We start from the raw sequence: 20,077 nt of genomic DNA, 5'->3' as shown, positions 1-20,077 counted from the left end.
TCCGAATCGAGGAGCGTCATGAGCCAACCGGAGCAGGACAAGCCGAAATACGGGCAGTACCAGCAGCCTGAATATGGTGCTATGTCTGGCCAATACGGGCCGAATTACAACCCGTATATTTATGGCGCTCCCGAGCCTGATACCAAGAAGGATTCCGCCGCAGCCGCTGGCATCAACGGTGGCGCGGCGCAATCCCAGCAGGCCGGCCAGCCGTACGGTCAGCAGACGCCGTGGCCTGGCAATCAGCAGGCGGGCGGCTGGCCGTATGCTCAAGGCGGCCAACAGTCCGGTCCGGGCGCATATCCGGGCGGGTACCCGGGCATGCAGGGCCAGCCGTATGGTCAACAGCCGAACGGTCAGCCTCACCAGCCGCATTATTACCACGGCATCGATCTGAACGATCCAAACCAGAACCCGCTCTACGGGCACTGGGATTCGTATGCGATCATCTCCTTTATCCTCGCCCTGTTCTTCCCTGTGCCGGTGCTCTCGGCACTGATGGGCGCGGTGGCAATGTGGCGCACGCGCACCTTCCATATGAAGGGCTTCGGTTTGGCCGTGGCCGCCGTGGTGATCAACGTGCTATACACCATCGCCGTCATCTGGATGGCCTTCAATGGCTATGACGCCATGAGCCTCTACCAGGAAGCCCTCCAGCAACTCACCGGCGGCACCGGCTCCTCCTCCGACTCCATCTCCGCATAAGTGGCGTTCACATACCAACACACCCACTGCATAAATATGCAATAGTCTGCATAATCGCGTATACTCATCCGAAGACACATCAGTGAAAAGAGATGAGTATGGCGAAATATACAGTGGCCGTGGCCGGTGCCACGGGCTATGCCGGCGGTGAAGCGCTGCGCATTCTGGCCGCGCACCCCGACTTCGACATCACCTGCGTGGCAGGCCATTCCTCAGTGGGGGAGTCGATGGCCAAGCACATGCCGCATATTCCCCAACTGGCCAATCTGTCCGTTGAAGATACCACGCCCGAAGTGCTGAACGGGCATGACGTTATCATCCTCGCACTGCCGCACGGTGCTTCGGGCAAGCTCGCCTCGCAGCTCGATCCGAATGCCGTGGTTGTGGATTTGGGCGCCGACCATCGCCTCGAAGAACAGGCCGCTTGGGATGAGTTCTACGGCGGCGATTTCTATGAGCATTGGAACTACGGCATGCCCGAGCTCATCACCGGCAAAGCCGCGGACGGCTCCTACACCCGCCAGCGTGCGGCGCTTCCTGGCACCAAGCGCATCGCAGGCCCTGGCTGCAACGTCACCGCCACCACGCTGGCCCTCCAGCCCGGCATCGCCGAAGGACTGGTTGAATCGCAGGATATCGTGGCCGATCTGGTCGTCGGATACTCGGGTGCCGGCAAGAATCTCAAGCGCACCAACCTGCTTGCCGCCGAGGCCCTGCAATCCGCCCTGCCGTATTCGGTGGGCGGCAAGCACCGCCACATTCCCGAAATCCTGCAGAACTTCGCCCACGCGGCCGGCAAGCGCGCGGCCGAAGCCAGCGAATTCACGCTCGGTTTCACGCCGATTCTCGCCCCCATGTCCCGGGGCATCCTCGCCACCGTGTCCGCCCGCATGACGGACAAGGCCAAGGCACTGAGCGATGAGGAGATTCGCGCCGTATGGGCCAAGGCCTATGAAGGCCAGGACTTCATGGTGCTGCTGCCCGAGGGCACACTGCCCGCCACCGGCAACATCATCGGATCCAACGCAGCCCACCTGCAGGTCGTCACCGACCGCAAGGCCGGCCGCATCTACGCTTTTGCCGCCATCGACAACCTCAACCGTGGCACCGCCGGACAAGCGGTCCAATCACTGAACATCGCACTCGGCCTGCCGGAAGACGCGGGCCTGACCAAGATCGGAGTAGCACCGTGAGCGTTACATTTGCACAAGGTTTCTCCGCCGCCGGCGTGGCGGCTGGTATCTCATCCGTCGAAGGCAAGAAGGACTTGGCCCTCGTGGTCAACAACGGCCCACTCGACGCGGCTGCAGGCGTGTTCACCTCGAACCGTTTCTGTGCCGCCCCGGTGCAATGGAGCCGTAAGGTCGTCGCCGACGGTCACGTCAAGGCCGTGATTCTGAACTCCGGCGGTGCCAACGCCTGCACCGGCGAGGCCGGTTACGCCCAGTCCGTCACCACCGCGGAAACGGTCGCCGGTCTCATCGGCGCCGAACCGAATGATGTGGCTGTCTGCTCCACCGGTCTCATCGGTGAACTATTGCCGTTGGACAACGTGCTGGCTGGTGCCAAGAGTGCCCATGAGGCTCTTGCCGCCACCGCCGAAGCCGGCGCCGACGCCTCCCACGCCATCATGACCACCGACACCAAGCCGAAGACGGTCGAACTGACCGGCTCCAACGGCTGGAAGATCGGCGGCATGGTCAAGGGCTCGGGCATGATTGCCCCGCAGCTGGCCACCATGCTGTGCGTCATCACCACCGATGCGGTCGTCTCCGCCGGCCAGATGCAGGCCGCACTCGCCGTGGCCGCCGAACATTCGTTCAACCGCATCGACGTGGACGGCTGCATGTCCACCAACGACACGGTCCTGCTGCTCGCCTCCGGTGCCTCCGGCGTCGAACCGGACAAGGACGAATTCAACAAGCTGGTGCGTGAGGCCTGCGCATCCCTGTCCCGCCAGATTATCGGCGACGGCGAAGGGGCCTCCCACGACATCCGTATCACCGTCACCGGTGCCACCAGCGAAGACGCGGCACTTGCCTGTGGTCGTGCCGTCGCCGCCTCGAACCTGCTCAAGTGCGCCATCTCCGGCAACGATCCGAACTGGGGCCGCATCGTCAGCTCCCTGGGCACTGTGCCGCCTGAAGTCGCGCCTTACGATTCGAACAAGGTGACCGTGGACGTCAACGGCGTGCGCATCTGCGAGAACGGCGGCGCCGGCCGCGACCGTAGCGAGGTCGACATGACCCCGCGCGAAGTCCACATCGACATCGACCTGAACACCGGCTCGAGTGCGCAGGCCACCGTCTGGACCGACGACCTCACCCACGAATACGTCCACATCAACGCCGACTACGAAAGCTGACAAACAGCCCAGTGGGCTGTTTGTAGCAGCCGGCAGCGATAGCGTCGCCGGCGTCGCATATAACGCAAACAGCCCAGTGGGCTGTTTGTAGCAGCCGGCAGCGATAGCGTCGCCGGCGTCGCAGAAAAGAGAAAAATTGGCTACAGAATTGAAGGGACCTGGGTTCCATTTCGACGTGCACACCGATTTGCGCGCCGATCAGAAGGCAGAAGTGCTTATTGAAGCGCTGCCTTGGCTGGAGGAGTTCGCCGGCCAGCGTATCGTCGTCAAATACGGCGGCAACGCCATGGTCGATGACCATCTGAAGCAGTGCTTCGCCGAAGACATGGTCTTCCTGCGTCAGGTGGGCCTGCATCCGATCGTCGTGCACGGCGGCGGCCCGCAGATCTCCCACATGCTCAAGGCCCTCGGCATCAAATCCGAATTCAAAGGCGGCCTGAGGGTCACCACCCCCGAGGCCATGGACGTGGTGCGCATGGTCCTGACCGGCAAGGTGTCACGCGAACTGGTCGGCCTGATCAACGCGCACGGCCCGCTGGCCGTAGGCCTGTCCGGTGAAGACGGCGGCCTGTTCTCGGCCATGCAGCGCAGGCCCATCATCGATGGCAAGCCCACCGATATCGGCTTGGTCGGCGATGTGGTTTCCGTCGATGCCTCGGCAGTCGAGGATCTGGTGGCCGCCGGTCGTATCCCGGTCGTCTCTTCCGTGGCTCCGAACGAAGAAGATGCCACTGAAGTGCTCAACGTGAACGCCGATTCCGCCGCCGCCGCTTTGGCTGCCGCTGTGGGCGCACGCAAGCTTGTTATCTTGACCGATGTGGATGGTCTGTACGCCGATTGGCCGGACAAGAATTCTCTGATTGGCCGGATCGGTGTGGAAAACCTGCGCGATATGCTGCCGGACCTGGAATCCGGTATGCGACCCAAGATGGAGGCCTGTGTCAGGGCCATCGACGGTGGCGTGCCCCAAGCCCATATCATCGACGGGCGCAAGCCGCATTCGATTTTGAATGAGATATTCACCTCCGCAGGCATCGGTACCATGGTTATGCCCGATGAAGGACTGGAAATGAGGAGCTCTTATGGCTACTGAGCATGAGGAAAAACTAGGTACGGAAGACAGCAAGTGGCTGGGAGAGTACTCTCAGGTCCACATGAATGTGTTCGGTACGCCGTTGCGCGTCATGGATCACGGCCAAGGTGCCCACATCTGGGATGTTGACGGTAACGAATACCTCGATTTCCTGGCAGGCATCGCCGTCAATTCCCTCGGATACGCCCACCCCAAGTGGGTCAAGGCGGTTGCCGATCAGGCTGCCAAGGTGGCTCATATCAGCAACTATTTCGCGTCCGAGCCGCAAATTGAATTGGCGTCCAAACTGGTCAAGCTGGCTGGTGCACCTGAAGGCTCCAAAGTCTACTTCGGCAACTCCGGTGCTGAAGGCAATGAAGCTGCCCTCAAGCTCGCCAAGCTGTATGGCCGCACCTTGCCTGATGCCCTGCCTTCCATCGGCGGCAAGCCCGCACGCATTCTCGCAATGACTCACGGCTTCCATGGCCGTACGATGGGTGCGCTGTCCGCCACATGGAAACCCGGTATCCGCAAGCCGTATGATCCGCTGGTGCCGAACATCGAATTCGTGCGCGCCGGCGACAAGGTCGCCCTGCACGACGCTTTTGCACAGACCGGTCTCGGTCGCTATGGCAAGGGTCCGGTGGCTGCTGTGATTCTGGAACTTATCCAAGGCGAAGCCGGCGTGCAGCCGTTGGGCGCCGATTACGTCAAGTTCGTGCGTGAACTGTGCGATATCAACCACGCGCTGCTCATCATCGATGAAGTACAGACCGGTATCGGACGTACCGGCAAGTGGTTCGCATTCCAGCGTGACGATCTGTCCGGCGGCGTGACGCCGGATATGGTGACTTTCGCCAAGGGTGTGGCAGGCGGATTCCCGATGGGCGGCATGATCGCTTTTGGTGAGAAACTTGCGGCTCTGTTCACTCCTGGTTCCCACGGCTCCACCTTTGCCGGCAATCCGCTGGGTGCGGCTGCGGGACTCGCCACTCTTGACGTGATTGAAGACGAGAATCTGGTGACCAACGCCGAAGCTCGCGGCAAACAGCTGCGCGATGGCATTATGGCCACCGGTAATCCGCTGTTCGTTTCCGTACGCGGCCGTGGTTTGCTGGACGCCGTCGAGCTCAAGCATCCCTGCTCCCACGCGGTGATGAACTACTGCCTCGAACACGGGCTCATCGTCAACGCGGTGGCTCCCAATGCGCTGCGTTTCGCACCGCCGCTGATTGTAACCGCTCAAGACGTGGATCAGGCACTTGCCATCCTCAAGGATGTGCCTACGGACCTGCCCGACGACTGATTTCTCGCCGTCACTGCCGACCCACCGATCCAAGGAGATCATCATGACCCCAGAACTTCGCCACATGTTGCGAGATGACGACCTCAACCATGAGGAGCAGAAGCAGGTGCTCGAACTTGCCATCAAGTTCCACCATGACCGCTTCTACAAGCAGCCGTTCGCCGGTCCGCAGGCCGTCGCCGTACTGTTCGACAAGCCATCCACCCGCACCCGTTCCAGCTTCTCCATCGGCGTTGCCGAGCTTGGCGGCTACCCGCTGGTCATCGACAAGTCCGGCTCCCAGCTGGGCCGTGGCGAGCCCGTGGCCGATACCGCTCGTGTGCTCGACCGCATGGCTTACGGCGTGGTGTGGCGCACCTTCGGCCAGGACCGCGTCGAAGAAATGGCCAAGTACTCCACCCATCCGGTGGTCAACGCCCTGACCGATGACTTCCATCCCTGCCAGATTCTCGCCGACTTCCAGACCATCGCCGAGCACCGAGGCGGCGTCGACAACCTGAAGAACCAGACCATCGCCTACCTCGGTGACGCGGCCAACAACATGGCCAACTCCTACCTGCTCGGCGGTGCCGTGGCCGGCATGGACGTGCGCGTGGCCGGCCCCCACGGCTACCTGCCCCGCCCGGACATCGTGGCCGACGCCAAGCGCGTCGCGGCCGAGACCGGCGGCTCCATCCTGGTCACCACCGATGCCAAGGAAGCGGTGAAGGACGCCGACTGCGTGTTCACCGACACCTGGGTCTCCATGGGCGAGGAGGCCGAATACGCCATCCGTTCCAAGCCGTTCTGGGATTACCAGGTCAACACCGAACTTATGGCATTGGCCAAGCCGGATGCGCTCTTCCAGCACTGCCTGCCCGCCTACCGCGGCAAGGAAGTCACCGCTGAAGTGATCGATGGCCCGCAGTCCGTGGTATGGGACGAGGCCGAGAACCGTCTGCACGCACAGAAAGCGTTGCTGACTTGGTTGACCGGCAAGGCCCGTGGAGACGAAAGCCTGCTCGCATGAGTGAAACCGGTCCGTCCCTGCAGCGCCCTGCCACCAGGGCGGCGCGGCTGAGTGCCATAGAACAGGCGCTCGCCACGCATATCATCACCTCGCAATCACAGCTGTCCAAAATCCTTATCGACGAGGGCATTGCGGTGACTCAGGCGACCCTGAGCCGCGATCTTGACGAGATGCATGCGGTGAAGACCCGGCTGAAGGACGGCACGGTGGCCTACACGGTGGGTCGCAGCGCCGTTGCTTCAGAAGGTGAGGATGTAGGGGAGCGCGGTGAGGCACAGATGTCCCGCGTGCTGAACGGACTGGTCACCTCGGTGGCCGCCGCCGGAAATCTGGTTGTGGTGCACACGCCTTCCGGTGCCGCACAATACGTGGCCTCGGTGATTGACAGGCAGCCGATCGAAGGCGTGCTGGGCACCATCGCTGGAGACGACACCGTCATGGTGATTTGCACCAATGACGACACCGCTGTCTCCCGCTCCGACTGGCTACTAAGCCTCGCCTCCAAATAACCAACACGCCGTGCATAAATATACAGTCCTCTGTATATACTTGCATCAGTTTGTTTTTTAGACCTTGAACGAAAGGGAACCAATGGCAGATAACAAGCGCATTGTTCTGGCCTACTCCGGCGGTCTTGACACCTCCGTCGCCATCTCGTACCTGAAGGAGCGTACCGGCAAGGACGTCGTGGCCGTGTCCCTCGACGTCGGCCAGGGCGGCGAAAGCCTCGAGACCATCAAGCAGCGCGCCCTCGCCTGCGGAGCCGTCGAATCCTACGTGGTCGATGCCCGTGACGAGTTCGCCAACGAATATTGCATGAAGGCCCTCAAGGCCAACGCCATGTACGAAGGCGTCTACCCGCTGGTCTCCGCCATCTCCCGTCCGCTGATCTCCAAGCACCTCGTGCGCGCCGCCCACCAGTTCGGCGCCGACACCATCTCCCACGGTTGCACCGGCAAGGGCAACGACCAGGTTCGTTTCGAGGTCTCCATTGCCTCCATCGACCCGACGCTGAAGGCCATCAGCCCGATTCGTGACCTGTCCCTGACCCGCGACGTCGAGATCGCGTTCGCCAAGGAGCACAAGTTGCCGATCACCCAGACCGAGAAGTCCCCGTACTCCATCGACCAGAACGTATGGGGCCGCGCCATTGAGACCGGCTTCCTTGAGGATCCGTGGAACGGCCCGACCAAGGACTGCTACTCCTACACCGACGACCCGGCCTTCCCGCCGGTCGAAGATGAAGTCGTCATCGAGTTCAAGGAAGGTGTGCCGGTCAAGATCGACGGACGTGACGTCACCCCGCTGCAGGCCATCGAGGAGATGAACCGCCGCGCCGGAGCCCAGGGCATCGGCCGCATCGACCTCATCGAGGACCGCCTGGTCGGCATCAAGTCCCGCGAGCTGTACGAGGCTCCGGGTGCCGTGGCCCTGATTACCGCTCATCAGGAGCTTGAGAACTGCTGCCTCGAACGCGAACAGCACCGCATCAAGCGCGACATCGACAAGCGCTGGGGCGAGCTGGTTTACGATGCGCAGTGGTTCTCCCCGGCAACCCAGTCGCTCAACGCCTTCATCGAAGACACCCAGAAGTACGTGTCCGGTGAGATTCGCATGGTCCTGCACGGCGGTCGCGCCGTCGTGACCGGCCGTCGTTCCGACTCCTCGCTGTACGACTACAAGCTCGCCACCTACGATTCCGGCGATACCTTCGACCAGAAGTCCTCCAACGGCTTCATCGACATCTACGGCCTGCCGTCCCGCGTGGCCGCAGCGCGCGACGTCAAGTTCGGCAACGGCATCGAGGTCCCGAAGAACACCGTCGAGTAATTCTTACTCAGTCGCCCCCGCTGCGAGGCTGTCGGCATAGCTGACTGGGAGTAGTCTTTGAAAGGACTGTCCTCAGTCACACTCCATGTGACAGCCCTCGCCAGCGGGGGCAACTGTATGTTTGAACACATTGCTACGCTTAAACACAGCTATTTTCACTTTTCAAGGAGCCTTCATGACTGAGAACAACGAACATCTGGCCCTGTGGGGTGGTCGCTTTACGTCCGGTCCGTCGCCGGAATTGGCCCGACTGTCCAAGTCCACGCAGTTCGACTGGCGCTTGGCCGACGACGATATCGCCGGTTCCCGCGCCCACGCCCGTGCTCTCGGCCGTGCGGGACTTTTGACCGCCGACGAGCTGCAGCGCATGGAGGATGCGCTCGACACGCTCCAGCGTCATGTGGATGACGGCTCCTTCGCCCCCATCGAAGACGATGAGGACGAGGCCACCGCCCTCGAACGCGGTCTGATTGACATTGCCGGCGACGAACTCGGCGGCAAACTGCGTGCCGGACGCTCCCGCAACGACCAGATCGCCTGCCTGATTCGTATGTGGCTGCGCCGCCACTCCCGTGCGATTGCCGGACTCCTGCTTGACCTCGTCAACGCCCTGATCGAGCAGAGCGAAAAGGCCGGCCGCACCGTGATGCCGGGCCGCACCCACATGCAGCACGCCCAGCCCGTGCTGCTCGCGCACCAGCTCATGGCCCACGCTTGGCCGCTGATCCGCGACGTGCAGCGACTGATCGACTGGGACAAGCGCATCAACGCCTCCCCGTACGGCTCCGGCGCGCTGGCCGGCAACACGCTCGGCCTGGACCCGGAGGCCGTGGCGCGTGAGCTCGGCTTCTCCCGCGTGACCGACAACTCCATCGATGGCACCGCCGCACGTGATCTCGTCGCCGAATTCGCGTTCGTGGCCGCCATGACCGGCGTGGACATCTCCCGCCTGTCCGAGGAGATCATCATCTGGAACACCCAGGAGTTCGCCTTCGTCAAGCTCGACGACGGCTATTCCACCGGCTCCTCCATCATGCCGCAGAAGAAGAACCCGGATATCGCCGAGCTCGCCCGCGGCAAGTCCGGCCGACTCATCGGCGATCTGACCGGTCTGCTGTCCACCCTGAAGGGCCTGCCCACCGCCTACGCTCGCGATCTGCAGGAAGACAAGGAGGCCGTGTTCGACCAGGTCGATACGCTCGAAGTGCTGCTGCCCGCCTTCACCGGCATGGTCAAGACCATGCACTTCGACGGCGACCGCCTGGAAGAGGAAGCTCCGACCGGCTTCGCGCTGGCCACCGACATCGCCGAATGGCTCGTCAAGAACGGTGTGCCGTTCCGCCACGCGCACGAGCTCTCTGGTGCCTGCGTCAAGCTCGCCGAAGGCCGCGGCCAGGAACTGTGGGATCTGACCGACAATGACTTCATCGAGACCTTCGCCGCGTTCCTGCCGGCCGACAAGGCTCCGGGAGTACGCGAAGTGCTCTCCAGCCACGGTTCGGTCGACTCCCGCAACGGCAAGGGCGGCACCGCTTACGGTCGCGTGCGCGAGCAGATCGCCGACGCCAAGGCCGAGGTCGAAGAACTCAAGCTCTTCCCCGCATCCACGTCGGATGGCTCCGCCTACAAAGCCCCCGGCACGTTCTAGTCCCAATAGAGCTCCCTCGTCAGAGGGAGCTCTATTTTGCTGTTGTCACTGCAACGGCATACACTGAGAAATCGTAACGAACGGGAGCCGTGAGGCTGAGAGGAAGTCGCCAGACTTCGACCGGGGAACTTGACGCGGGTCATGCCGCCGTAAGGAATCGTTGTTGCAGATTTGCCGGGTTCTCCGATACAGCTTTCATTCCGTTTGCATAATTCAGCCGTGAGACGGTCGTGATGGAGCCAATACATCACAGCGGTCGAACGGTCGCATGATTGGGTTCATGAATGGGCGCACCACTTAAGGTACGGTTCGTTTCGTGCACCCTTTTTTACTATCTGAAAGGATATTATGCAGGTCAACGGAGAGCAGGTCACGCTCGAGACGCCGGTCAGCGTCGCCGATTATCTCGAAGCGCACGGATTCCGCGCCGAGCGTGTGGCCATCGAACTCAATGGTGAGATTATCCCGCGCGATAAGCGTGCCGACGCCATGCTCGACGACCAGTGCGTCATGGAAATTGTGCAGTTTGTACAGGGTGGATGAAAGGAAAAGCTATGAGCAATATTAATCCGGTTACTGAAGCATCTGTTGAGGCGACTCCGCTGCCGCCGCAGCCCGCCGTCACCAATCCGGTCGGCACCGCCGCGCCGATTCTGCCAGTGGAAGACAAGCCGCTGACCCTGGGCGGTCACGAGTTCCAGTCGCGATTCATTCTGGGCTCCGGCCGCTACGACCTGAACCTCATCAAGGCCACGGTCGAACATGCAGGCACGCAAATCGTCACCATGGCACTGCGCCGCGCGCAGACCACCGAGAACAGCGTGCTCGACTACATTCCCGAAGGCATCACGTTGCTGCCCAACACCTCCGGTGCGCGCAACGCCGAGGAAGCCGTGCGTATCGCCCGACTGGCACGCGAAGTGTGCCACACCGACTTCGTCAAGGTCGAAATCGAACACGAGACCAAGTACCTCCTGCCGGACAACGCCGAAACCATCCGAGCCACCGAAATGCTGGCCAAGGAAGGCTTCGTGGTCATGCCCTACATGTTCCCGGACCCGATTGCCGCACGCCAGCTGGAGGAGGCCGGTGCCGCCGCCGTTATGCCGCTCGGTTCGCTGATCGGCTCCAACATGGGCCTGCGCATGCGTGACTTCATCGAGATCATCATCGCCAATGCGCATGTGCCGGTCATCATCGATGCCGGCATCGGACGCCCGAGTCAGGCATGCGACGCCATGGAGATGGGTGCGGATGCGGTGATGGCGTACACGGCCGTTGCCTCTGCTGGCAATATCCCGCTGATGGCTGAGGCGTTCAAGCACGCCATCGATGCTGGTCGTGCGGCGTATCTGTCCGGTCTGGGCAAGGTGACCGAGGGACAGGCCGTGCCGTCCAGTCCGACTACGGGATATTTGCACTGACACTTTTATTAGCTCCCCTCTCTGAGGGGAGCTGGCCGCGTAGCGGACTGAGGGGAGCTGGAAACATGGAGAAAACATGGCATTGACTGATGAACAGGTGGAGCGGTACGCGCGCCATCTGATTTTGAAGGGGCTGGGCGTCAAAGGGCAGAAGCGGTTGTTGGCCTCCAGCGTGCTCATCATTGGAGCGGGCGGGCTTGGCTCTCCGGCCGCCCTGTATCTGGCGGCGGCCGGCGTTGGCCATATCGGACTGGTGGACGGCGATGTGGTGGATATGAGCAATCTGCAACGTCAGATCATCCATACCACCGCACGTGTCGGAGCGCCCAAAGTGGAATCCGCGGCCACGGCCATCCGCGCGCTCAACCCAGATGTGACGGTCGACACCTACTACGAGCTCGTCGATGCCAGCAACATCGCCGGCCTCATCGAACCGTACGATCTGGTGATCGATGCCACCGACAACTTCGCCGCAAAATTCCTCATCAATGACGCATGTGTGCTGGCCGGCAAGCCGTATATCCATGCGGGCGTGGTCGGGTTCTCCGGCCAGGTGATGACCGTCATCCCAGGCGAAGGCCCCTGCTACCGCTGCATCTTCCGCGACATGCCCACCGCCGGTGAGATTCCGACCTGCAAGGAAGCCGGCGTGCTGGGCGCGGTGGTCGGTGTGATCGGCAGTCTGGAAGCCACCGAAGCCGTGAAGTTGATTGCCGGCGTGGGGGAGCCGTTGGTGGGGCGCATGCTCACCGTGGATGCCCTGACCATGAACATCCGCCGTGTGCCGTTGCCGAACCATGTGCCCGACTGCCCGGTGTGCGGTGAGCAGCCGACCATTACTGCTATTGATCCGGCCAACTATATTCAGCCGGCTTGCGCGATTTAGAGCTATGTGGCACCCCTCCTTGAGGGGAGCCAAGATCGGAACGAGAGGGGAAGAACATGCCTATTGCTTTGCGTAATGCGGTCGATGACGATGAGAGCAGTGAAGCATCGTACCGCCGCATCACGCCGGCGGAATTTGCCAAGCTCGACCCGAATACGGTCACGCTGCTCGACTTGAGGGAACCAGCCGACTTCGCCGCCCACCCGGTCGAAGGTGCCATCAATGCACCACTCGACCCTCTGGCCCATGTGCTCAAAACCGTGCCCACAGATCGAACTGTCGTAGTCTATTGTGCTCAAGGATGGTGGAGCGAGGAAGTAGCTGAAATCCTTGCCGATCGCGGTTACGATGTAGCAAGCCTCGATGGCGGTTTTCAGGGTTATCTCGACTATCTTGAAACCCACCACGATTAACGGTTCCCGTTGTCGTTCTTTTGGATGAGTGTGCACGGACATACGTGTGCCCTACAATCGGTCACGGTATTACTCGATGGATTCTTGAATATCGTCGGGTAATCGTAATTCACAACAAGGGATTGCACTGAACCAACCCGAACGGAGGGTCGAAACCGTGGGACATCTGCTCACCCGAACGCAGATTCAACGCCTGGTCGCCAAGCACGGCCGTGAGGTCATCGAGCATCGCCACATGCAGATCGAACGCTGCTACTACCAGCACGGCAACGTCACCACGTTCGAACATTCCGTGCGTGTCGCCTGCCTGGCTGTGTGGATGGCCGACCGCGCGCACCTGTGGTACCGCGTCGACCTCAAATCCCTGATTCGCGCGGCCCTCCTGCACGATTACTTCCTGTACGACTGGCACGACTGGGATAACGGCGAACACCAGTGGCATGGCTTCACCCATGGCCACGCCGCCCTGGTCAATGCCCTGAAGGACTTCAAGCTCAACGATATCGAACGCAACAGCATCGAGAACCACATGTTCCCGATGACCCTGGTGCCGCCGCGCTATATCGAAGGCTATCTGGTCACCTTGGCGGACAAATGCTCCGCCACCGCCGAGACCTTCTCGCTCGACCGGTTCAACAAGCGCGCGTTGCCCGCCGCGAAGCCCTACGCCGAGATCGAAGCCCGTCGATGATCATCACACTCGAACATTATTTCCTCTGGTTTCTGTTCTACAGTTTCGTCGGCTGGATGTACGAATCCATTCTCGTCTCCTGCCAACAGCACCGCTTGGTCAACCGAGGGTTCCTCAACGGCCCGCTGTGCCCGATCTACGGCACCGGCGCGATACTCGGCGTCGCCATTCTCGGCAACGTACATAACCCGATCATCATCTTCCTGATTTCGATGGTGGGCGCCACGATACTCGAATACACAACCTCGTGGGTCATGGAGCAGCTGTTCCACGCCCGCTGGTGGGATTACTCGAATTTCCGCTTCAACCTCCAAGGCCGCGTCTGCCTGCTGGGCGCGTTGATTTTCGGTCTCGGCGGCGTGGGCGTGGTACTTGGTTCGCAGCCATATGTCGAGCGGGTCACGGATATGATTCCGCTGCCGATGCTGCATACGCTGGTCACGGTACTGGCTCTGATCACCATCATCGACTTGGCGGTCACGGTTACGGGCATGCTCGGATTCGAGCAGGTGCTCGATTCCGTCGCTCAGGTGGTGCAGGATGTGGCGGCACGCGCCGGTGGCACGTGGCAGCGGGGCTCCAGTGCGGTATCCGACAGGATGCGTGAGTTTTCGCAGGATACGGTTGAGCGTCTGCGCTGGGCCGTCAATGGCGTCATCAACGCACAGCAGAAGCGTATGCTCAAGTCCTTCCCGAAGTTCCAGGTGCCGGATCGTCAGGACATCATCGACTCTTTGCGCGAACTTATGGGCCCGCGCCGCTAGAATAAGGTGTTTTACTGAATCGCGCGGCTCGGCTGGTGTTCGGCACTGTCGCCATGTTCTGCGAAACTTGACTGTGCCCAATTGGGCAGTCTCATTCACAATTCGATAGGGAGAAGCGACAAGCTATGGCTCACGTCACCGACTTCAAGGAAGCGGGTTTCAACACCCTGCTTGAGGAACTGGAATGGCGCGGGTTGATTTCCCAGTCCACGGACCGGGATCGACTCGCAGAAGCACTGAACGGCGAGCCCATCACCTATTATTGCGGCTTCGACCCCACTGCTGCATCGTTGCATATCGGCAACCTCGTGCAGCTCATCAACATGCGTCACCTGCAGCTTGCGGGCCATCATCCAATCGCCCTGGTCGGCGGCGCCACCGGACTCATCGGCGACCCGCGCCAGTCCGGCGAACGCACGCTCAACCCGAAGGACGTGGTGGCCGGCTGGGCCGATCGTCTGAAGAACCAGATCGGCGGCATTCTGGACACCGAAGGCGCGAACGCCGTACGTTTCGTGTCCAATTACGATTGGACCGCCTCGATGACCGTCATCGACTTCCTGCGTGACGTCGGCAAGAACTTCCGTCTGGGCACCATGCTCGCCAAGGACACGGTCGCCCGTCGCCTGAACTCTGAGGAAGGCATCTCCTTCACCGAGTTCAGCTACCAGGTGCTGCAGGGCAACGACTTCCTCCACCTGTTTGACGAATACCACTGCACGCTGGAACTCGGCGGCTCCGACCAGTGGGGCAACCTCACCTCCGGCCTGGACCTGATCCACAAGGTGCGCGGTGTGGACGTCAACGTGTTCACCAGCCCGATCATCACTGATGCTTCCGGCAAGAAGTTCGGTAAGTCCGAGGGCAACGCCGTCTGGCTCGACGCCACGATGCTCAGCCCGTACAAGTTCTACCAGTTCTGGATCAACCGCCCGGACGTGGAGATGGAAAGCCTGCTGAAGGCGTTCACCTTCCTGCCCAAGGCCGAAATCGAACGACTGGTCGAGGAATCCAAGACCAACCCCGGCAAGCGCGAGGCCCAGAAGACCCTCGCCTGGGAGGTCACCAGCTTCGTGCATGGCGAGGCCGCTACCCAGGCTGCCATCGATGCTTCCGGTGCGCTGTTCGGCCGCGGTGGCAACCTCGAAGACATCGACGAGGAAACGCTGGAATCCGTGCTCGACGGCTTCAAGGTGGTCGACGAGAACGGCGAGCACGTCTTCCCCGTCTCCAAGCCGGGCGATCGCGTAATCGACGCCGCCCAGGCTGCCGGACTGTTCAAGTCCGCTTCCGAGGCACGCCGCGCCATCAAGTCCGGTGGCGTGTATCTCAACAACAACCGTATCGAGGATGAGGAGCAGGTGCTGGCCGAAGCCGACTTCCTGGCAGGTCGCTTCGCGCTCATCCGTCGTGGCAAGAAGGCGCTCGGCGCCGTGGAAAACCGTTAATCAACAACGAATTAAGGAAAACAAGCAATGGCAGAAGGTAACGAGCGTTCCGGCAAGTCCTACGGCGGCGGCCATAAGGGGTATGGCGATCGTCGACCGGGCAACCGCGGTGGCAAGGGTTTCAAGCCGCGCGGCAAGGGCGGTTTCAAGCCGCGTCATGACGGTGAGGGCTTCAAGCCACGTCGCCGTGAGGATGGCGAGGGCTACGCGCCGCGCCGCGACGGCGATGGCGAAGGCGGCTACCGCAAGTCGTACGGCAAGTCCGGCGGCTTCCACAAGGGCGGTTACCGCGGCAATGGTCCGCGCCGTGACGGCGAAGGCTTCAAGCCGCGCCGCGAAGGCGGCTACCGTTCCCACGAAGGCGAGAACGGCGAGAATCCGCGCTACCAGCACCGTGATAACGATCGTCGTGATTTCCGCCGCGATGACCGCCGTGACTTCCACCGCGATGGTGAGCGTCGCAACTTCCGCCGCGACGACGATCGCCGTGATGGCGACCGCCGCAACTTCCGCAGGGACGACCGCCGCGATGATCGTCGTGACTTCCGCCGTGACGATCGCCGCGACAACAACCGTCGTGACGGCGAATTCCGCGAGTTTTCGCAGGAAGAGAAGCGCCAGTACCGTGAGGAGAAGCGCTCTGAATACATGAGGCGTCCGCGCCGTAACTCCGACGGCACGATGAGCTTCCCCTCGCAGAACCCGTACACCGACCGTCGTCCCGACGAGCCCAAGATGCCCAAGGGCATGGAATGGTCGATGCTGTCCAAGGATGAGCGCGAACGTCTGCGCGGCCTGTCCAAGGAGCACGCGGAGAACATTGGTCTGCACATCCTCGCCGCTTTCGCACTGGAGGAGAGCGACCCCGAACTTGCCTTGGAGCACGCCAAGTGGGTGGCCCGTCAGGCCTCCCGCATCGACTTTGCCCGCGAGACGCTCGCGTTCGTGGCCTACCGTCAGGGCGACTACAAGCTGGCCCTGCGTGAGTTCCGCACCGCCTACCGTATGAACGGCTTCCTCGACTACCTGCCGTTCATCGCTGACTGCGAGCGTGGCGTCGGAGAGCCGAAGAAGGCCGTGGAACTGGCGCTGTCCGATGAGGGCAAGCAGCTGCATGGCGCTCCCAAGGTCGAGATGTTCCTGGTGTACGCCGGTGCCCTTGGCGATTTGGAGATGTGGGACAAGGCCATTGAAGTGGTCCACACCGTCGGCCGCTCTCAGGGTCTGCCGGGTGAGTACCGCATGCGTGCCGTGCAGGCCGAGCAGTACTTCCTTGAAGAGGCCGGCCGCAGCAAGGAAGCCGAGCAGCTCAACGACCTGCTGGACCGTCTTGAGGATCAGTATGCCGACGAGGAGATTGACGAAAACAGCGACGACGTGGTGATCGACCACGATCTCGAAGACATCACCGACGACTCCGACGTGCTCGAAAAGCTTGGCATCGATCCGGACGAGGCGCAGTACGCCCCGGATCCGGAGCAGGAATACGGCGATGAGAACGACGAGGCTGAAGACGGCGATGCCGAGTCTGATGAGGCCGACGAGACCGAGACCGATTCCGCCGATGACGCCGAGGCTGACGATTCCGCCGAAGCCGCCGGTTCCGACTCCACCGAACCCGGAACCGAAACCGAGGAGTGAGCGGCGTAATGACCCGTTTCCTCAAAGGCACCGATCGCCCGCTCGCCGAGGCCTATCAGCTTGCGCTGCTGGACCTCGACGGCGTGGTGTATCGCGGCAAGAATCCGGTCGAATACGCGGCCGATTCCATTCGTGCGGCCGAAGCCGCCGGCATGACCATCGAATACACCACGAACAACTCCTCGCGCTTCCAGCACGTGGTGGCCGACCAGCTCAAGGGCTTCGGCTTGGACGTGGAGCCGTGGCAGGTCATCACCTCTTCGGTGGTGGCCGCCCGTGTGGTGGCCAAGGCGTTGCCCGCCGGCGCGCGCGTACAGGTATTGGGCGCCGAGCATTTGCGCGATGAGGTCACCCGCAACGGCCTGACCATCGTGGACGGTCCTCAGGACCGCCCACAGGCCGTCATTCAGGGCTGGTATCCGGATATGACCTGGCAGATGATGGCCGACGCCGCGTTCGCGGTCGAGGCCGGAGCCACGTATTTCGTGACCAACCGCGACCTGACGATTCCTCGTGAACTGGGCATCGCCCCCGGTTGCGGATCGATGATTCGCGCCGTGATCACGGCCACTGGCGTCGAACCGGTCGCCTCCGCTGGCAAGCCGGAAGCGTACATGTACGATGAGGCCCGCGAACTGAACGCCGCCGAAGGCCACGATCTGGTGCCCAAGGAGGCGTCCATCGCCATTGGCGACCGCCTCGACACCGATATCGAGGCCGGTAACCGCGGTGACTACGATTCGCTGGCGGTGCTGACCGGTGTCACCAACCCGACCGAACTGATGCTGGCTCCGGCACACCTGAGGCCCACATTCATCGCCCTTGATTTGCGTGAACTCGGCGAAGCCCAACCGGAGCCGGTCCGCGACGAGAGCGGTACTTGGGAATGCCGCAAGGCTAGCGCTTGGTTTGAAAACGGCCAGGTACACGTCAGCGACCCCACCAGTATGGACGGCCTGCGCGCCGCCGTATGCGCCGCATGGGAAGCCGCCGACCAAGGCGCACAGCTCAGCGAGGCCACGGTACCTGTGTTCGCCGTCGAGGCATAGTCCTATGCCTACGGATAGCGAACACGCGACGGTCACCGAGCGATACCCCGAACTTGCGGATATCGATGAACAAGACAATGACCGCAAGCTTGAGACCTATCGCAACGTGCTGGAATCGTTACAACACGAGCTTGATAACAGCCGCAGCTAGCAGAGGTGATTCATTCTCCCGCCAGCGGAAGATGACGTGAAGTGCTGGATGGTGGCTCCATGCCGAGCCACCCCGTTGGTAGATGGTGGGTCGGAAGGAAGGTATATGACCAAGCAACATATCGATTCCGCAACCCCACTTGACCGACTCGACATGATGCTCGTGGCTTCGGGACTGGTCGAATCGCGGGCCAAAGCGCAGCGACTCATCAAAGCCGGGCATGTGCGCGTGGACGGCGAGACCATCACCAAGCCATCGTTCATGGTCAAAGCCGGGCACAGCGAACTCGCCGTGGATAAGGGCGACGACTACGTCTCCCGAGGCGCTTACAAACTCTTGGGCGCGTTCGAAACCTTTGCCGGCAATGGCCTTACCGGGCCGGAAGGCTTGGAATGTCTGGACATCGGTGCCTCCACCGGTGGCTTCACCGACGTACTGTTGCGTGGGGGAGCGGCCAAGGTCGTGGCGCTCGACGTCGGCCACGGCCAGCTCGACCCGCGCATCGCCAATGACGAGCACGTCATCGAAATGAGCGGCGTCAACATTCGCGAAGTTGAGGCCGACGACCTGCCTTACCGGCCGGCGATGATCGTCTCCGATGTCTCCTTTATTTCCCTGACCTATGTGATTCCGGTAATCGCGCGCATCGCGGCTCCCGGTGCGCAGATTGTGTTACTGGTCAAACCGCAGTTCGAGGTCGGCCGGGCAGGACTCGGCAAACACGGCATCGTTGAAGATCCGGCATTGCGGGAGCGGGCATTACACGACGTGGTCGCCTGTGCTGAACAGCACGGACTTGACGTGGTGGCCACTGCCGATAGTCCCATCATCGGCACCCACGGTAATGAGGAATACCTGCTTTACGCTGTCTTGAGATGAATGCGTTGGCAGTCTCCGTTCACCAGCAGCACGCTGGAGGTACGGTCGATGCCTATTGCGGTGGCGCACGTGGCGCTTTCCACCGCACTGCCGTTGCGTAGCATGGCGGAGTCCGCCGTCAAAGTCTGGCATTGCAGATGGTTGGCTTCAACCGTGACGGCTGTGATATGGCGAACCGTGCTGCCATCCTCATACCCATCCATATCAAAACGAGAAAACATCGTACTGCGCAGTGGATGAACTTCCAGCGCCCTGCTGTTGATGTCATGACCTTTCAGCACACCGTTCAAGTGAACTGTCTGACCGCTAATATGACGGGGGTCTTGCAGGGAGCCATTGACGGACAGATTTCCGGAACAGACGATATCGCCGTTGCATCGTAGTTTGCCGGTAAAGGTTACTTCATCGCAGATAATGTCGCCGCCGACTTCGATGTCGCCGCTGCCACTGATGCCGGATACGCGAATATCACCATCACACCGCACAATGCCACTCTTGATGACCAGGTTGTCCCCTTCTATAACTGAGGCCTCGAGGGTGCTGGTCACAATCATGGTGTGAAAATGCGCGCCATCGGCAAGACGGGAACGTTGGTCTACTCCTATGGTGCCGTAGACTCCTTTGCCTATCAACGTGCAATTCTGCGTATGCTTGCCCATGATGATAAAACTCCCTCAATATGGACGTACAGCTTTATGGCTTATTGCCACAATAATGAGCGCATCCATGTTGAGGGGGTTATATCGGTCACGATGTGAGCAGATGGGGGGTGATTGCACGGCTGTATGCCATTGTA

General features: G+C 61.4%; 21 protein-coding genes and 1 riboswitch. Of the genes, 20 read left to right on the top strand and 1 reads right to left on the bottom strand.

Going from position 1 to position 20,077, the window contains the following annotated elements; all coding sequences use genetic code 11:
* Positions 1–18 precede the first annotated feature (18 nt).
* From BLIJ_RS09785 to BLIJ_RS09695, 20 genes are all read left to right on the top strand, one after another.
* Positions 19–705, top strand: a complete 687-nt coding sequence (locus tag BLIJ_RS09785) for a hypothetical protein (RefSeq protein WP_012578168.1) — start codon at positions 19–21, stop codon at positions 703–705.
* A gap of 98 nt (positions 706–803) precedes the next feature.
* A complete protein-coding gene (argC, locus tag BLIJ_RS09780) occupies positions 804–1,898 on the top strand; it encodes an N-acetyl-gamma-glutamyl-phosphate reductase (protein WP_041982070.1) in 1,095 nt (364 codons plus the stop codon).
* Positions 1,895–3,070 (top strand): bifunctional glutamate N-acetyltransferase/amino-acid acetyltransferase ArgJ, encoded by a 1,176-nt coding sequence (gene argJ, locus BLIJ_RS09775; protein WP_007051168.1) that lies wholly within the window; start codon positions 1,895–1,897, stop codon positions 3,068–3,070. Before argC ends, argJ begins: the two co-directional genes overlap by 4 nt.
* A gap of 136 nt (positions 3,071–3,206) precedes the next feature.
* Positions 3,207–4,163 carry an acetylglutamate kinase gene (gene argB, locus BLIJ_RS09770; RefSeq protein ID WP_041982069.1) on the top strand — a complete coding sequence of 319 codons (957 nt, stop codon included), beginning with the start codon at positions 3,207–3,209 and terminating at the stop codon, positions 4,161–4,163.
* The gene (locus tag BLIJ_RS09765) at positions 4,153–5,448 is read left to right on the top strand and encodes an acetylornithine transaminase (RefSeq protein WP_012578165.1); all 1,296 of its coding nucleotides are present in this window, start codon (positions 4,153–4,155) and stop codon (positions 5,446–5,448) included. Before argB ends, BLIJ_RS09765 begins: the two co-directional genes overlap by 11 nt.
* Before the next feature lie 43 nt (positions 5,449–5,491).
* Positions 5,492–6,457, top strand: coding sequence for an ornithine carbamoyltransferase (argF, locus tag BLIJ_RS09760; protein ID WP_012578164.1), 966 nt, complete (start codon positions 5,492–5,494; stop codon positions 6,455–6,457).
* Complete coding sequence (argR, locus tag BLIJ_RS09755; protein ID WP_012578163.1) at positions 6,454–6,966, top strand: arginine repressor; 513 nt, start codon at positions 6,454–6,456, stop codon at positions 6,964–6,966. The genes argF and argR overlap by 4 nt, the downstream gene beginning before the upstream one ends.
* A gap of 82 nt (positions 6,967–7,048) precedes the next feature.
* Complete coding sequence (locus BLIJ_RS09750; RefSeq protein WP_012578162.1) at positions 7,049–8,287, top strand: argininosuccinate synthase; 1,239 nt, start codon at positions 7,049–7,051, stop codon at positions 8,285–8,287.
* 175 nt (positions 8,288–8,462) lie between these two features.
* Entirely contained in the window at positions 8,463–9,935 is a 1,473-nt protein-coding gene (gene argH, locus BLIJ_RS09745; RefSeq protein WP_012578161.1) for an argininosuccinate lyase, read from the top strand.
* A gap of 70 nt (positions 9,936–10,005) precedes the next feature.
* Positions 10,006–10,109, top strand: a riboswitch (TPP riboswitch).
* A 174-nt stretch (positions 10,110–10,283) separates the two neighbouring features.
* Entirely contained in the window at positions 10,284–10,478 is a 195-nt protein-coding gene (gene thiS / locus BLIJ_RS09740) for a sulfur carrier protein ThiS (RefSeq protein WP_007051161.1), read from the top strand.
* A gap of 11 nt (positions 10,479–10,489) precedes the next feature.
* On the top strand, positions 10,490–11,359 hold the full coding sequence (locus BLIJ_RS09735) for a thiazole synthase (RefSeq protein ID WP_012578160.1): 870 nt from the start codon (positions 10,490–10,492) through the stop codon (positions 11,357–11,359).
* A 76-nt stretch (positions 11,360–11,435) separates the two neighbouring features.
* A complete protein-coding gene (thiF, locus tag BLIJ_RS09730; protein ID WP_012578159.1) occupies positions 11,436–12,245 on the top strand; it encodes a thiazole biosynthesis adenylyltransferase ThiF in 810 nt (269 codons plus the stop codon).
* A 56-nt stretch (positions 12,246–12,301) separates the two neighbouring features.
* Positions 12,302–12,658 carry a rhodanese-like domain-containing protein gene (locus tag BLIJ_RS09725; protein WP_012578158.1) on the top strand — a complete coding sequence of 119 codons (357 nt, stop codon included), beginning with the start codon at positions 12,302–12,304 and terminating at the stop codon, positions 12,656–12,658.
* 157 nt (positions 12,659–12,815) lie between these two features.
* The gene (locus BLIJ_RS09720) at positions 12,816–13,349 is read left to right on the top strand and encodes an HD domain-containing protein (RefSeq protein WP_012578157.1); all 534 of its coding nucleotides are present in this window, start codon (positions 12,816–12,818) and stop codon (positions 13,347–13,349) included.
* On the top strand, positions 13,346–14,113 hold the full coding sequence (locus BLIJ_RS09715; RefSeq protein ID WP_014485057.1) for a putative ABC transporter permease: 768 nt from the start codon (positions 13,346–13,348) through the stop codon (positions 14,111–14,113). Before BLIJ_RS09720 ends, BLIJ_RS09715 begins: the two co-directional genes overlap by 4 nt.
* Positions 14,114–14,238: 125 nt before the next feature.
* Entirely contained in the window at positions 14,239–15,561 is a 1,323-nt protein-coding gene (gene tyrS / locus BLIJ_RS09710) for a tyrosine--tRNA ligase (protein WP_007051155.1), read from the top strand.
* A gap of 27 nt (positions 15,562–15,588) precedes the next feature.
* A complete protein-coding gene (locus BLIJ_RS09705) occupies positions 15,589–17,202 on the top strand; it encodes a tetratricopeptide repeat protein (RefSeq protein ID WP_012578155.1) in 1,614 nt (537 codons plus the stop codon).
* 8 nt (positions 17,203–17,210) lie between these two features.
* Entirely contained in the window at positions 17,211–18,251 is a 1,041-nt protein-coding gene (locus tag BLIJ_RS09700) for an HAD-IIA family hydrolase (RefSeq protein ID WP_012578154.1), read from the top strand.
* A gap of 4 nt (positions 18,252–18,255) precedes the next feature.
* Positions 18,256–18,402, top strand: coding sequence for a hypothetical protein (locus BLIJ_RS14810; RefSeq protein ID WP_164715644.1), 147 nt, complete (start codon positions 18,256–18,258; stop codon positions 18,400–18,402).
* A gap of 105 nt (positions 18,403–18,507) precedes the next feature.
* Complete coding sequence (locus BLIJ_RS09695; RefSeq protein WP_014485056.1) at positions 18,508–19,281, top strand: TlyA family RNA methyltransferase; 774 nt, start codon at positions 18,508–18,510, stop codon at positions 19,279–19,281.
* On the opposite strand, the gene BLIJ_RS09690 is transcribed toward BLIJ_RS09695, so the two are convergent.
* Positions 19,263–19,940, bottom strand: coding sequence for a hypothetical protein (locus tag BLIJ_RS09690; protein WP_012578152.1), 678 nt, complete (start codon positions 19,938–19,940; stop codon positions 19,263–19,265). The genes BLIJ_RS09695 and BLIJ_RS09690 overlap by 19 nt on opposite strands.
* Between the last annotated feature and the right edge of the window lie 137 nt (positions 19,941–20,077).

Source organism: Bifidobacterium longum subsp. infantis ATCC 15697 = JCM 1222 = DSM 20088 (assembly GCF_000269965.1).
Lineage (GTDB): Bacteria > Actinomycetota > Actinomycetes > Actinomycetales > Bifidobacteriaceae > Bifidobacterium > Bifidobacterium infantis.
The sequence above is the reverse complement of the archived record's forward strand: the minus strand, read 5'-3'. Positions and strand labels throughout refer to the sequence as shown.

Bases quoted from the DNA above. Each gene is read 5' to 3' on its own strand.
- BLIJ_RS09735 (WP_012578160.1), top strand. From the start codon at position 10,490: ATGAGCAATATTAATCCGGTTACTGAAGCATCTGTTGAGGCGACTCCG.
- BLIJ_RS09700 (WP_012578154.1), top strand. From the start codon at position 17,211: ATGACCCGTTTCCTCAAAGGCACCGATCGCCCGCTCGCCGAGGCCTAT.
- tyrS (WP_007051155.1), top strand. From the start codon at position 14,239: ATGGCTCACGTCACCGACTTCAAGGAAGCGGGTTTCAACACCCTGCTT.
- BLIJ_RS09690 (WP_012578152.1), bottom strand. From the start codon at position 19,940: ATGGGCAAGCATACGCAGAATTGCACGTTGATAGGCAAAGGAGTCTAC.
- argH (WP_012578161.1), top strand. From the start codon at position 8,463: ATGACTGAGAACAACGAACATCTGGCCCTGTGGGGTGGTCGCTTTACG.
- argR (WP_012578163.1), top strand. From the start codon at position 6,454: ATGAGTGAAACCGGTCCGTCCCTGCAGCGCCCTGCCACCAGGGCGGCG.
- argC (WP_041982070.1), top strand. From the start codon at position 804: ATGGCGAAATATACAGTGGCCGTGGCCGGTGCCACGGGCTATGCCGGC.
- BLIJ_RS09725 (WP_012578158.1), top strand. From the start codon at position 12,302: ATGCCTATTGCTTTGCGTAATGCGGTCGATGACGATGAGAGCAGTGAA.
- BLIJ_RS09750 (WP_012578162.1), top strand. From the start codon at position 7,049: ATGGCAGATAACAAGCGCATTGTTCTGGCCTACTCCGGCGGTCTTGAC.
- BLIJ_RS09695 (WP_014485056.1), top strand. From the start codon at position 18,508: ATGACCAAGCAACATATCGATTCCGCAACCCCACTTGACCGACTCGAC.
- BLIJ_RS09715 (WP_014485057.1), top strand. From the start codon at position 13,346: ATGATCATCACACTCGAACATTATTTCCTCTGGTTTCTGTTCTACAGT.
- BLIJ_RS14810 (WP_164715644.1), top strand. From the start codon at position 18,256: ATGCCTACGGATAGCGAACACGCGACGGTCACCGAGCGATACCCCGAA.
- thiS (WP_007051161.1), top strand. From the start codon at position 10,284: ATGCAGGTCAACGGAGAGCAGGTCACGCTCGAGACGCCGGTCAGCGTC.
- BLIJ_RS09785 (WP_012578168.1), top strand. From the start codon at position 19: ATGAGCCAACCGGAGCAGGACAAGCCGAAATACGGGCAGTACCAGCAG.
- thiF (WP_012578159.1), top strand. From the start codon at position 11,436: ATGGCATTGACTGATGAACAGGTGGAGCGGTACGCGCGCCATCTGATT.
- argF (WP_012578164.1), top strand. From the start codon at position 5,492: ATGACCCCAGAACTTCGCCACATGTTGCGAGATGACGACCTCAACCAT.
- BLIJ_RS09705 (WP_012578155.1), top strand. From the start codon at position 15,589: ATGGCAGAAGGTAACGAGCGTTCCGGCAAGTCCTACGGCGGCGGCCAT.
- BLIJ_RS09765 (WP_012578165.1), top strand. From the start codon at position 4,153: ATGGCTACTGAGCATGAGGAAAAACTAGGTACGGAAGACAGCAAGTGG.